Raw genomic sequence first — 12,357 nt, 5'->3', positions numbered from 1 at the left:
CACGAAAACGCGCCGATGCGGTTCCGGTTCCGTGGGGGCCTCCAGGGCGCTTGCCGCGTGTCTTCGCGCATGGAGCATTCCATGCGTGAACGTCTCCAGTCGCTAAAGCGCGTCGCATCAAATTTGATGCATGCGACGCGCTTTAGTCCTTTGTTTGTATGCATGTCGCCCGGAAACACCGGGCACTTCTGGGCAACATGCATCAAGGCTGATCTGTCACGGCAAGGAAATTACGCCAAAAGCGTCAGGCCGATGCCCCACGGGTCCCTGAGGAACACGCCGCCATCGCGCTTCTCGCTCTTGATCTCCAGCGCGTCGAGCTTGGAGATCGCCGCATCCAGCGTCGCCTTGTCGTTGAACCGGACCTTGTAGTCCGAAAGTCCGGTCATATTGTCGGCGCGTGCGACAGCACCCCTGCTGTTCCAGATATTGGCGGCGATATGATGATGGTAGCCGCCGGTTGCAAAGAAACTCGCGCCGGGTCGGCTCGCCATCAGCTTGAGGCCGAGGACGTCGCGGTAAAAGGCGTCGGCCTGAGGGATGTCGCCGACCTGCAGATGCAGGTGGCCGATCGCCGTTCCCACAGCCATGCCGCTCCAGTGCTCATCGGCCGCGCTGTCATAGAGCGCCTGCAGGTCGAGCCGCAGCGTTGCCATGTCGACCATGCCATCCTGATCGAATTTCCATTGTTCGTGAGGCCGGTCGGCATAGATTTCGATCCCGTTGCCTTCGGGGTCGGACAGATAGATTGCCTCGCTGACGAGGTGGTCCGAGGCGCCGTCGAGCACGACGTTATTGTTGGCGGCATGGCGTAGCCAGCGTGCGAGTTCCGCCCGATCCGGCATCAGGAAGGCGGTGTGGAAAAGGCCGGCGGCATTGCGCGGCGCGATTGCGGCGTCCTTGGCAGTCGTCAGCGTCAAAAGCGGCAGATCCCCGACACCCAGCACTTGCCCGCTCGCCGTCTTCTCGATGACCTTCAGCCCGAGCATCGATTGATAGAAGCCGGAAACGACAGCGAGGTCGGTCACCACGAGATGCGACTGGTCGATATAGGCTGGCCGCGTCAGCGCATAGGAAGTTTCGGTCGTCATGGATTGTTCTCCTGCTCCTGATCTGGCCTGTAGAATGGACGGCGCGCCGGCGGTGGCGGCGAATGGCAAGGCCGAGAAAGCTTCGTCGATTCATCCGCCTCTGCATCCTCTGGGCTGCCGTACCTGATCCCTATATGGCGGATTCCGATTGTTCACAGAAGATCCGTTTTTGAAGATGAAGCGTTGAGCAGGTGTTGACGATGACGTCCACTTGATCGCGGTCAAAGCGTCCATATCTTCTTTAGAGGAAGCTTATGCATCTCAGTCATGGAGGGAAGCCATGTACAGGAAGATCATCGTGGCGATCGCGCTCGGCGGCATCGAAAAGGGAGGCACGATCCTCCGCAAGGCCGCGTCCCTGCTCGACGACGGCGGCGAGATCGTAGCGCTCAACGTCATCGAGGATGTGCCGACCTATGTCGCGATCGAACTGCCGGCCAATATGGTCGAGGACGCCATGCAGGACAGCCGCGACACGCTAAAAGCGCTGATCGCCGCAACCGGAATTGCGGCAACCGTCGAGATCCGCAACGGCCCACCTGCCAAAGCGATCATTTCGACCGCCGAAAGCCACGGAGCCGACCTCATTATCGTCGCCTCGCATGTTCCGGACTTTTCCAATTACTTCATCGGCGCCACCGCCGACCGGGTCGTGCGCCACGCCAAATGCTCGGTGCTGGTCGACCGGCAGAAGGTTTGATGCGTAGCTGCTTCGCCGTCAATCAGCCTGTCACGAAGATTTACCGCCCGTGCGCTTTGCCGCAGTTGCGCACCCGTCGGTTCGATGCGACGATTGCAGTCGGGGTCTGAAACGGATTGGCGGGCATGGCCGAGTTCAACGGCATTCGCTGGGCTTACGACAGATATGAACTAATCGCCGATGGTATCGTCCATGGCGTCGGTCTCGTGCTGGCGCTGATCGGGGCCACCGTGCTGATCTTCTACGCCACGCTCTGGAGCTCCTACGGCGCGCTCGCTGCCGCCTGGATCTATGGCGTCGGGCTGGTGTTGACGCTGGCCATTTCCTTTTCCTACAACGCCTGGCCGGTCTCGCGCACCAAATGGTACCTGCGCCGCTTCGATCATTCGGCGATCTTCCTGTTGATCGCCGCCACCTACACGCCCTTTCTCGAACGCGGCGCCGACGACCCGCTGCTCTTGTTCATGCTGGTTGCGATCTGGCTATTCGCCGCCGCCGGCATTATCCTGAAATGCGTCTTTCCCGACCGTTACGACCGTGTTGCCATCCTGCTTTATCTCGCCATGGGCTGGAGCGGCGTGCTGGTGGCCGGGCCTGTCGCTTCGCGCATTCCCTCCACCTCGATGCTGCTGATCGTCATCGGCGGGGTCATCTATTCGCTTGGCGTCATTTTCCATGTCTGGGAGAAGCTGCGCTTTCAGAATGCCATCTGGCACGGTTTCGTCGTCACCGCCGCGGCGGTGCATTATTCGGCCGTCTTCACCTGTTTTAGCCTGCCGGGGCCGGGCCTCTAATCACGGCCGTGCCCAAAGTCGCCGGTATTTCGCATCCGCCGTTTACATCGTTCGAGGCCGGGCGTATGCCCCTTTCGCAGACAATACGAACGGGCAATCATGACAGACGCTGTCCTCCTCCGCGATGCCACCGAAGCCGATCTCCCAGCCATCCGCGATATCTACAATCACGCCGTCGAGCACACGACGGCGATCTGGAACGATACGCTGGTCGATCTCGAAAACCGCCAGGAATGGATGAAGGCGCGCAAGGGCCGCGGGTTTCCGGTCATCGTCGCCGAGCTGGCAGGCAGGGTCGCGGGCTATGCCTCCTATGGCGACTGGCGCTCCTTTGATGGCTACCGCCACACCGTCGAGCATTCCGTCTATGTCGACAAGGATTGCCGCGGCGCCGGCATAGGCGAGCGCCTGATGCGGGAACTGATCACCCGTGCTGCGGCAGGAAATATCCACGTGATGATCGCCGGCATCGAGGCGGAGAACACCGCTTCGATCAGGCTGCATGAAAAGCTTGGTTTTCGCATTGCCGGCAGATTTTCCGAGGTCGGCACCAAGTTCGGCCGCTGGCTGGACCTCACCTGCATGGAGCTTCGCCTGCCTCTGGACTGATCCGGCATCCCATTGTGAAGGGCGCGCCATCTTTTTATTGTAGTCTGAGCTGTGTAAGAAAGTGGAGGCAGCCTGCTTCGCGCGAGGCGGCCTCAGAATGGTATGGAGGTGAACAGTTCAATGGCAATGCACGGATCGTCGCTCGGTCTCCTTGCCCTCGTCCTTCTGGCATTTGCGCCGGTTGCCGCCCCGGCGGCCGATTGCGGCAGCCTGGCCTCGCCGAAGCTCGACTGGCAGGAATGCACCAAGAAGAACCTGATGCTGCAGGGCAGTGATCTCGAAGGCGCCGACCTCGTCGGCACCGATTTCTCGCTGACGGATCTCGCCGGCGCCAACGTCAAATCCGCCAATCTCGAAAAGGCAACTTTGGTGCGTGCCTCACTCGAGGGCGCCCACGCCGAAGGCGCCAACTTCGCCAAGATCGAGGCCTATCGCGCCAGTTTCGCCAATATTGCCGCCGACGGCGCCTCCTTCGCCGGCGCCGAACTGCAGCGGGCCAATTTCGCCGGCGCCACGCTTGCCGGCGCGAGCTTCGAAAAGGCCGAGCTCGGCCGCGCCGATTTCGACAAGGCGGTGCTGACGGGCACGAAATTCTCGTTCGCCAATCTCTCCCGTGCCGATCTCTCCGGCGCCACCTTCGAAGGCCCGCCGATATTCGAGCGCGCTTTCATGTTCCTGACCCGCATCGAAGGCCTTGACCTCTCGGCCGCAGCCGGGCTCGAACAGGCGCAGATCGATCTCGCCTGCGGCGATGCCTCGACCAAGCTGCCGGCCGGCCTTTCGGCGCCGACAACCTGGCCATGCCCTGCCGAACACGAGTGATTGGGCGGGGGCCGGTTAGCGCCGGACGCTGCCCCTCACCCTAACCCTCTCCCCGTAAACGGGGCGAGGGGGCTTGCCATACGAGAGGTTTGTGGGGAACGGAGAGGGTGCGGCACCCCACCTTCACCCCGCAAGCGGGGAGAAGGTGCCGGCAGGCGGATGAGGGGCAAGGCTGGCTTCTGCGCCGAACGCTTACTTCCCAGCCTCGAACACCATGGAATGGCCATTGATGCAGTAGCGCAGGCCGGTCGGCGGCGGGCCGTCGGGAAAGACGTGGCCGAGATGGGCTTCGCAGTTGCCGCAGCGGATTTCGGTGCGCACCATGCCAAAGGCCGTATCGCGATGCTCGGTCACCGCATCCGGCGACACCGCTTCGAAATAGCTCGGCCAGCCGCAGCCGGCATCGAATTTCGTGTCGGAGCGGAAAAGCGGGGCATTACAGCCGACACAGCGGTAAAGTCCTGTCTCGAAGGAATCCCAATAGGGGCCGGTGAAGGCGCGCTCGGTGCCGTGCTGGCGCGTGATGCGGTACTGCTCGGGGGTGAGCTGCTCTTTCCATTCGGCATCGGTCTTATGGATCTTGGCGGTGGTTGCAGTTTCGGACATGCCATGCTCCTTTCGCCGAGGGGCGGTTCCGTTTCGCGAGAAATGTGGTGTGCCGTCGTCAGTTCATCAAGTCTAGAGCGGCGCGCCGTGAGATTGGCCGCATACCGCAATTGGGGGAAGACGCTTGCTTTTACATCCGTTAGGGAGTTTCTGTTAGGGTTAATGTTACGTGCATTGGGGATCACTGGTGTTTGAAGCAGCAATCGTCCTGCTCTACGGCCTCGTAGCCGTGGCCGCCTTGGCGGTCACGCTGTTGGAAGGCTGGGCCAACCATGACGGCTTGACGCTCCATCGTCTCGCCGGGCTTTTCGCCTGCCTGCTTTGGCCGCTAACGCTGCTGATCTTCATCCTGCACGGTTTCGTCGCCCGGCTGCTGACGCGCCGTTCTCGATCGGCGGCCTGATCCATCACCATCGCTGCGCCCCTTCGCCCTCCGATCGAAATTGCTTGAGACGCTCTACCATTTCGCCTAAGTCAGAGGGCAGCCGGTTTTCTCCGGCTTTCGTCTGTTGCTGGTAGAGGAGGAGACATGGCCGATGTCACGGCTCTGACATTTTTGGCCCTGTGTCTGCCGCTCGCCGGCGCTCTTGCCGCCCCCTTCGTCATCCGCATCTTCGGCGCTAACGGCGCCTGGCTCCTGGCGATCGCTCCGTTGCTCGCCTTCCTGCATTTCCTGCGTTTCGTTCCCGAGGTTGCGCGCGGCGAGGTCGTCACCGGCGGCTATTCCTGGGTGCCGAGCTACAATCTCTCCTTCTCCTGGTTCCTCGATGGCCTGTCGCTGGCTTTCGCGCTGCTGATCACCGGCATCGGCACCCTGATCGTGCTATATGCTGGCGGCTATCTCAAGGGACACAAGGATCAAGGCCGCTTCTTCTCCTTCATCTTTCTGTTCATGGGCGCCATGCTTGGCGTCGTCGTTTCCGACAGTTTCCTGATGCTCTTCATCTTCTGGGAACTGACATCGATCACCTCCTTCCTGCTGATCGGCTTCGATCACGAGCGTCAGGCGGCTCGCCGCGCCGCCCTGCAGGCGCTGGTGGTGACCGGCGGGGGAGGGCTCTGCCTGCTGGCCGGCCTGCTGCTGCTCTGGAACATCTCAGGCGTCACGCAGATGTCGCAGCTTATGGGATTTGGCGATGCCGTGCGCGAAAGCCCGCTCTATCTCGCCACTCTCATCCTGGTCCTTGGCGGCGCCTTCACCAAGTCGGCGCAGTTTCCCTTTCATTTCTGGCTGCCGAACGCCATGGAGGCGCCGACGCCGGTGTCTGCCTACCTGCATTCGGCCACCATGGTGAAAGCCGGCGTCTATCTGCTGATGCGGCTCAACCCGGTCATGGGGGCGACGCCGGCCTGGGAAATCCTTCTGCCCTTCTTCGGCGGGCTGACGCTGTTGGTCGGCACCGCGCTTGCCATCCGCCAGACGGACCTGAAGCTCAAGCTCGCCTATACCACCGTCTCTTCGCTTGGCCTGCTCGTCATGCTGATCGGGTTTGGCTCCGAACATGCGGTGGAGGCGGCGGCGCTCTATCTGGTGGCGCATTCGCTGTTCAAGGGCGCGCTCTTCATGGTCGCCGGCATCATCGATCACGAGACCGGCACACGTGATATCACCAGGCTCCGCGGCCTGATGCGGGCGATGCCGCTGACATGGGTGATTGCGCTTGCGGCGGCGTTCTCCATGGCCGGTCTGCCGCCATTCTTCGGCTTCCTCGCCAAGGAGGAGATCTATACGGCCCTGGTCGGCGGCGATGTCCGCGCGCTGACCTTCACCGCAATCACCGTTTTCGGCAACGCGCTGATGTTCGCCGTCGCCTTCGCGGTATCGCTGAAACCCTTTCTCGGCCAACCGGCGGAAACGCCGAACCATCCGCACGAAGCGCCTGTGCTGCTCTGGCTCGGCCCGGCCGTTCTCGCCTCCCTCGGCTTTCTTGGCGCGATCTTTTCAGACTTCACTCACGCCGTCCTGTCCTCTTCCATCGCCGCCGCCATCCGTCAGGACCCTGTAGAGATCGACATTTCGCTGACGCCGCATCTCGGCGGGCCGTTGGCGCTCTCCGCCCTGACCGCGCTGCTTGGTATCGGCGTCTATTGGCAGCTCGATCGCGCCCGCTTTTTGATGGTTGTCTTCCTGCGCGCCGCCGGGAGCGGCCCGGATCACGGTTTCGACCTTGCCATATCCGGCCTTGTTCGCTTCGCCGCCCGCACCATGCGTGTTCTCCAGCCGGGGCGGCTGCAGACCTATGTTGCCTGCACCTTCCTCTCAGTCGCCGCCATCCTCATCATTCCCCCTATCGTCTACGGTGAGCTGCCGCACCCTCCCGCCTGGCCGGCCGATGTCGAGCTTTATGAATGGGCGGTTTTGCTGATTGCCACCTTCGGCCTTGCCGCCGTGCTCGTTGCCCGCGACCGGCTGACGGCGATCGTCTCGCTCGGCATCCAGGGTTTTGCCGTCGCCATCATTTTCCTGCTGTTCGGCGCGCCGGATCTGTCCTTCACCCAGTTCATGGTCGAAACTCTGTCGGTGGTCATTCTCGCCCTGGTCATGACCAGGCTCCGTCTTTTGCCGGCCGACGGGCGCCCGCTCGGTCGCAGGGTCTTCGATGGTGCGCTTGCACTCATTTGCGGCCTCGGCTTCACGCTTCTGCTGCTGCGGGCGACCCAGGTGCCGTTCAACGACGCGCTGACGGTATTCTTCAACGCCTATTCGAAAACGATTGCCCACGGCGCCAATGTCGTCAATGTCATCATCGTCGATTTCCGCGGCACCGACACGCTCGGCGAAATCGCCGTCGTCGCCGTCACCGGCCTTGCCATCCTTGCACTGATCCGCATCCGCGCCGGCACCGAGCGCAAACTTGCGGCCAATGACCCTGCGGTGGAGACAGAGGGCTGATGAACACCCTGATTTTCCGCACGGTTGCTCCGTTCCTCACGGCATTGATGCTGCTATTTTCGGTCTTCGTGCTGCTGCGCGGCCACAACGAGCCGGGCGGCGGCTTCATTGGTGGGCTGATCGCCGCCTCGGGACTGGCGATCTATGGCATTGCCCGCGGGGTTGCCCCCGTTCGCCGCGCGCTGTTTTTCCATCCGCTGTCGCTTGCCGGCTTCGGCCTGCTGCTGTCGACGGTAGCAGGTCTTCTCTCCATTCTCTTCGCCGTTCCCTTCATGACCGGCCTCTGGATCTATCCGAACCTCTTCGGTCTCGAAGTGCCGCTGTCGAGCGTCATGCTCTTCGACATCGGCGTCTATCTCGTCGTGCTCGGCGCCATCACCTCGATCGCCCTGACATTGGAAGAAAAGGAAGTGGCATTGGAAGAAAAGGAGATGGAATGATGGAACCGCTTCTCGCGATCCTCGTCGGCCTGTTCTTCGCCGCAGCCATCTATCTGATGCTATCGAAATTCACGATCAGCATCATGCTCGGCATCGCCATCCTCGGCAATGCCGTCAACCTTCTGCTCTTTACCAGCGGCCGGCTGACGCGTGGGGTGCCGCCGATCATCCCGGCCGGTCTCGACGCCTTGCCTGCCGGCACGGCCAACCCGCTGCCGCAGGCCCTCATCCTGACGGCGATCGTCATCTCCTTCTCCTTCCTCGCCTTCCTGCTGGTGCTGACCTACCGCGCCTATCAGGACCTCGGCACCGACGACACCAGCGAAATGCGCGCCGCCGAGCCCGACGACCGGCCGCTGCCGCCATTGGGGTATTGAGGCGGATGTCGGTGTCGGTGATTACCCCCCTCAGCCCTGCCGGGCATCTCCTCCACAAGGGGGGAGATCGGCTGGGGGCGAAATCTCACCCTGGTCAGATGCCTGGGATGGGCGAAGCGGATGGGGGTGCAATTAATATATCGGGAAGCGGGCGCGTCTTGCCGACCTCCCCCCTTTTGGGGGAGGTGCCCGGCAGGGCAGAGGGGGGTGCGCCACGGTACGCCCCCTGCGATGCCGAGGGCCGTACTTGATGGCCGCTCCCACCTCCACCGTCGATCTCGCCGCCGCCCTGATCACCGCCCCGGTTCCCATCGGCCATTGGCTGGTGATCCTGCCGGTCGCCCATTGCATCACGCTGGGTGCTGTTCTGCTCATGCTGCGCAACCATCCCCGCCTGCAGGCATGGCTCGCCATCTCAGGCCTTGCGATGCTGGCACTGATCGATGCGGCGTTGCTCGCCAAGGTTTCGGCCGAAGGGCCGCTCACCATGGTCATGGGCCGCTGGCTGCCGCCCTTCGGCATCGCCTTCACTGTCGATCTCCTTGGTGCGCTGATGGCCTTCACCGCAGCCCTTGTGGCGCTTGCCGCCGGCATCTATGCGCTTGCCGATATCGGCGAAAGTGGCCGGCGGTACGGTTTCTTTCCGCTGCTCATGTTGCTGATGGCCGGTGTCAGCGGCGCCTTTCTCACTGGCGATGTTTTCAATCTCTATGTCTGGTTCGAAGTTCTGCTGATCTCTTCCTTCGGCCTGATCATCCTTGGCTCCGAACGTCAACAGATCGACGGTGCGCTGAAATATGCGGTGCTGAACCTCATCGCCACGACGCTGTTCCTGATTGGCGTCGGCATCCTCTATGCTGCCTTCGGTACGCTCAACATGGCCGATATCGCGGCAAGGGCGAAGGATTTGCGCGGTACCGCGCCGCTGATGACCCTGGCCAGCCTCTTCCTGCTCGCCTTCGGCATGAAGGCGGCAGCCTTCCCGGTTAATTTCTGGCTGCCCGCCGCCTACCATACGCCGCGCATCGTGGTCTCCGCGCTGTTTGCCGGCCTACTCACCAAGGTCGGGATCTACGCACTGATCCGGGTGATGGTCATGCTGCTGCCGGTAGAGCGACAGGAATTGAGCCTGGTGATCGCGCTTGCCGCCGCCGCGACCATTGTCGTCGGCGCTCTCGGCGCCCTTGCCGAAAACGATATCCGCAGGCTGTTCGGCTATGTCGTCATCTCGGGCATCGGCAACATGCTCGCCGGCGTCGCCCTTGGTGGCCCCGGCGGCGGCCCAGGCGGTGGCCCAGGCGGTGGCATTGACGGCGTCAGCGGCGCGGTCTTCTATGCGCTCCATTCCATGGTTCTGATGACGGCGCTTTATCTGGCTGCCGGCGAGATCGCTCGGCGTGGCGGTGGCTTTTTACTGTCCGAGCTCGGCGGGCTCTATCGGCAGAGCGGCGCCTTCGCCGCGCTCTCCCTCGTTCTCTTCCTTGCCGCCTGCGGCCTACCGCCTTTTTCCGGCTTCTGGCCGAAGGTCATTCTCGTCAAGGCCTCGCTCGATCTCGGTGACTGGTGGCTGGCGGCCGTAATCCTCGTCGGCGGTTTTCTAACGACGATCGCCTTCGGCCGCCTCTTCCTGCTCGCCTATTGGCGCCCGGCGCCGGTAGAACTGATGCCGTCCGAGGCCAGATGGCGCACCGGCCTGCCACTGGCGGCATTAACGGCGCTCACCATCGGCTTCGGCATCCTGCCGGAACAGCTGCTGGCGCTGTCGCAATCGGCCGCTGCCGGTCTTGCCGATCCAGCGGCCTATCTCCATTCGGTCTTCCCCGGAGACGCGCGGTGATCGCCTTTCTCTTCAACCTGCTGCTTGCCATTGCCTGGGTCGCCGTTACCGGTAGCGGCTCGCTGCACAATCTCGTCTTCGGCTTCCTGCTTGGCGCCCTGGCGCTGGCCGTCATCCGCGAACCTTTCGGCGGCACGGGATATCTGCGCCGCGCTCGTCTGGTGCTCTCGCTCGCCGCTCTGTTCCTGAAGGAATTGTCGTTGTCGGCTTGGAAAGTCACGCTCACCATCCTCTCGCCTGATATGAAGCTGAAGCCGGGCATCTTCGCCTTCCCTCTGACGGTGACGAGTGATTTCGAGATCACTTTGCTCGCAAACCTCATCACCCTGACACCCGGCACGCTTTCGGTCGATGTCTCCACCGATCGCCGCACGCTCTATGTCCACGCGCTCGATTGCTCCGATCCCGAGACAACCAGGCGGGATATCGCCAATGGTTTCGAACGCAAGATCATGGAGGCTTTCCGGTGATCACACCTGCCGCCATTATCGCGGTCGCATCCTCGGCTGCCCTTGTCATCCTCGGCCTGGCGTCGATTCTGACGGTCTGGCGCGTCGTTGCCGGCCCGACATTGCCGGATCGCATCCTCGCCCTCGATATGCTGACGGGCATCGCTATCGGTTTCATCGCCGTCATCGCGATCAAAACAGGCTTTTCGCTCTATATCGATATCGCCATCTCGCTCGGCCTCGTCGGCTTCCTGGCGACGGTCGCCTTCGCCCGATTCGTGCTGTCGCGCGGCAACATCAAATCGCCGGCATCTGCCTCTCCGGTAAAGACCGGCGCGAAAGGGCGTCATGCGGGAGGAAAGAAGCGATGATCGATTATATTCTGGCTGCCATTGTCGCTCTGCTGCTGATCGCCGGTGCGTTTTTTGCTCTTTCGGCGGCGATCGGCCTGGTCAGGCTGCCCGATCTCTATACCCGCATGCACGCGGCCTCGAAGGTGGGTACCGTCGGCGCCGGGCTGCTGCTCCTTGCCGCCGGTCTCTATTCGCAGGACCTGGCGATTCTCGTCCGCGCCATTGCCGGCTTCGTCTTCCTGTTGCTGACGGCGCCGGTCTCTGCCCATCTGTTGGCCAGAGCCGCCCACCTCTCGGGATATGAGCTCGGGGCTGTTTCGGTCCGCGACGATATGCACAAGCGCTGAGCCTATGCTGTGCGCTGCTTTACCAGATTTATGCAAAACTTATGCACAGGAACCTGTGAGTAAAGCTTGCCCGTGGGTGCCTTAATTCTTCATCTGTCATTTTTTCTCAAGAAAAACGACAAATAATAATTGGCCTTTTGGCCAAACGATGCTATTTGAAAATGCAAGTAGAGTTCTGATTGTGAGTTACAATCGTACTGCTTCCAAGTCCCTCAGTTTTGATTTTTTATGTCTAAACTGCGGCCATCGCCTGGGGCATGACGTAGTGGTTTGCAGTCAGGCAGTATAAGAACAGGTCTCGCTCTTCGGAATCTAGGGGTGGATTTCGCGTTTTTCGAAACAGAAGGTCGGTCATGTGCTTTTGCTGTTCGCTTCTACGAGGCGGGTCTTTGACGTAACAGTCAAAGGCCGTTTGAGCATGCTAACAGGAGAAAAAATATGACGGAAATGGCGACCGGCAATGCGCCGGAGCTGCTTGTGGAACTGACGGCCGACATCGTCGCGGCTTATGTCAGCAACCATGTTGTCCCGGTCAGCGACTTGGCAAATCTGATTTCCGACGTGCATTCGGCACTGAGCAACACGTCCGTACCGCAGCCTGCTGCGGCCATCGTCGAAAAACAGAAGCCTGCAGTCTCTGTCCGCAAGTCCGTACAGGACGAGCAGATCACGTGTCTGGAATGCGGCGGCAACTTCAAGTCCCTCAAGCGTCACCTGATGACGCATCACAGCCTCTCGCCGGAAGACTACCGCGAGAAGTGGGACCTGCCGACCGACTACCCGATGGTAGCGCCCGCTTATGCCGAAGCGCGTTCGCGCCTGGCAAAGGAGATGGGCCTGGGTCAGCGCCGCAAGCGCGGCCGCGGCTGAGCTTTTTCGAAAGCCACCAACGACAAAAGCCGGGTCTTGTGCCCGGCTTTTCTGTATGCGCTCGAGGCGGGGGCGCTGCTCTATGCTTCGCTGGCGGCCGCAGACTGTATTCCTGTACTATCAGCAAGTGTTAATATACTGATCCGCTGAGCCGGCGCTGTGCGAATCG

The 12,357-nt window shown here is 61.7% G+C and carries 15 protein-coding genes; 13 read left to right on the top strand and 2 right to left on the bottom strand.

The genetic code is table 11. The features are described 5' to 3' along the window. Nucleotides 1-230: 230 nt before the first annotated feature. Nucleotides 231-1,091: a VOC family protein gene (locus tag HJB82_RS08640; protein WP_221139821.1), complete on the bottom strand. Its 861-nt coding sequence runs from the start codon at nucleotides 1,089-1,091 to the stop codon at nucleotides 231-233. A 280-nt stretch (nucleotides 1,092-1,371) separates the two neighbouring features. Between HJB82_RS08640 and HJB82_RS08635 the strand changes: the two genes are divergently transcribed. From HJB82_RS08635 to HJB82_RS08620, 4 genes are all read left to right on the top strand, one after another. Beyond that, entirely contained in the window at nucleotides 1,372-1,791 is a 420-nt protein-coding gene (locus HJB82_RS08635; RefSeq protein ID WP_207583498.1) for a universal stress protein, read from the top strand. Between the two features lie 125 nt (nucleotides 1,792-1,916). Beyond that, entirely contained in the window at nucleotides 1,917-2,585 is a 669-nt protein-coding gene (gene trhA / locus HJB82_RS08630; protein ID WP_221115337.1) for a PAQR family membrane homeostasis protein TrhA, read from the top strand. A 99-nt stretch (nucleotides 2,586-2,684) separates the two neighbouring features. Beyond that, nucleotides 2,685-3,194, top strand: a complete 510-nt coding sequence (locus HJB82_RS08625; RefSeq protein WP_207583500.1) for a GNAT family N-acetyltransferase — start codon at nucleotides 2,685-2,687, stop codon at nucleotides 3,192-3,194. Between the two features lie 120 nt (nucleotides 3,195-3,314). Beyond that, nucleotides 3,315-4,016, top strand: a complete 702-nt coding sequence (locus HJB82_RS08620) for a pentapeptide repeat-containing protein (RefSeq protein WP_207583501.1) — start codon at nucleotides 3,315-3,317, stop codon at nucleotides 4,014-4,016. A 192-nt stretch (nucleotides 4,017-4,208) separates the two neighbouring features. On the opposite strand, the gene msrB is transcribed toward HJB82_RS08620, so the two are convergent. Further along, nucleotides 4,209-4,622, bottom strand: coding sequence for a peptide-methionine (R)-S-oxide reductase MsrB (gene msrB, locus HJB82_RS08615; protein WP_207583502.1), 414 nt, complete (start codon nucleotides 4,620-4,622; stop codon nucleotides 4,209-4,211). 187 nt (nucleotides 4,623-4,809) lie between these two features. On the opposite strand from msrB, the gene HJB82_RS08610 reads away from it, so the two are divergent. The 9 genes from HJB82_RS08610 to HJB82_RS08570 all read left to right on the top strand — a co-directional run bounded on the left by HJB82_RS08610 (nucleotide 4,810) and on the right by HJB82_RS08570 (nucleotide 12,188). Next, nucleotides 4,810-5,025 carry a hypothetical protein gene (locus HJB82_RS08610; protein WP_207583503.1) on the top strand — a complete coding sequence of 72 codons (216 nt, stop codon included), beginning with the start codon at nucleotides 4,810-4,812 and terminating at the stop codon, nucleotides 5,023-5,025. Nucleotides 5,026-5,151: 126 nt separating this feature from the next. Beyond that, nucleotides 5,152-7,515 carry a putative monovalent cation/H+ antiporter subunit A gene (locus HJB82_RS08605; protein ID WP_207583504.1) on the top strand — a complete coding sequence of 788 codons (2,364 nt, stop codon included), beginning with the start codon at nucleotides 5,152-5,154 and terminating at the stop codon, nucleotides 7,513-7,515. Then, nucleotides 7,515-7,955: a Na(+)/H(+) antiporter subunit B gene (locus HJB82_RS08600; RefSeq protein ID WP_221139820.1), complete on the top strand. Its 441-nt coding sequence runs from the start codon at nucleotides 7,515-7,517 to the stop codon at nucleotides 7,953-7,955. The genes HJB82_RS08605 and HJB82_RS08600 overlap by 1 nt, the downstream gene beginning before the upstream one ends. Beyond that, nucleotides 7,955-8,332 carry a Na+/H+ antiporter subunit C gene (locus HJB82_RS08595; protein WP_207583506.1) on the top strand — a complete coding sequence of 126 codons (378 nt, stop codon included), beginning with the start codon at nucleotides 7,955-7,957 and terminating at the stop codon, nucleotides 8,330-8,332. Before HJB82_RS08600 ends, HJB82_RS08595 begins: the two co-directional genes overlap by 1 nt. A 250-nt stretch (nucleotides 8,333-8,582) precedes the next feature. After that, a complete protein-coding gene (locus HJB82_RS08590) occupies nucleotides 8,583-10,169 on the top strand; it encodes a Na+/H+ antiporter subunit D (RefSeq protein WP_221115334.1) in 1,587 nt (528 codons plus the stop codon). Further along, the gene (locus tag HJB82_RS08585) at nucleotides 10,166-10,639 is read left to right on the top strand and encodes a Na+/H+ antiporter subunit E (protein ID WP_207583508.1); all 474 of its coding nucleotides are present in this window, start codon (nucleotides 10,166-10,168) and stop codon (nucleotides 10,637-10,639) included. Before HJB82_RS08590 ends, HJB82_RS08585 begins: the two co-directional genes overlap by 4 nt. Further along, nucleotides 10,636-10,989, top strand: a complete 354-nt coding sequence (locus HJB82_RS08580) for a cation:proton antiporter (RefSeq protein WP_207583509.1) — start codon at nucleotides 10,636-10,638, stop codon at nucleotides 10,987-10,989. Before HJB82_RS08585 ends, HJB82_RS08580 begins: the two co-directional genes overlap by 4 nt. Beyond that, entirely contained in the window at nucleotides 10,986-11,318 is a 333-nt protein-coding gene (gene mnhG, locus HJB82_RS08575; protein WP_207583510.1) for a monovalent cation/H(+) antiporter subunit G, read from the top strand. Before HJB82_RS08580 ends, mnhG begins: the two co-directional genes overlap by 4 nt. 438 nt (nucleotides 11,319-11,756) lie before the next feature. Then, complete coding sequence (locus HJB82_RS08570; RefSeq protein ID WP_007626776.1) at nucleotides 11,757-12,188, top strand: MucR family transcriptional regulator; 432 nt, start codon at nucleotides 11,757-11,759, stop codon at nucleotides 12,186-12,188. Nucleotides 12,189-12,357 lie beyond the last annotated feature (169 nt).

Origin of the sequence: Rhizobium sp. NZLR10 (assembly GCF_019685125.1) — a bacterium.
Taxonomy (GTDB): Bacteria; Pseudomonadota; Alphaproteobacteria; order Rhizobiales; family Rhizobiaceae; genus Rhizobium.
The sequence above is the reverse complement of the archived record's forward strand: the minus strand, read 5'-3'. Positions and strand labels throughout refer to the sequence as shown.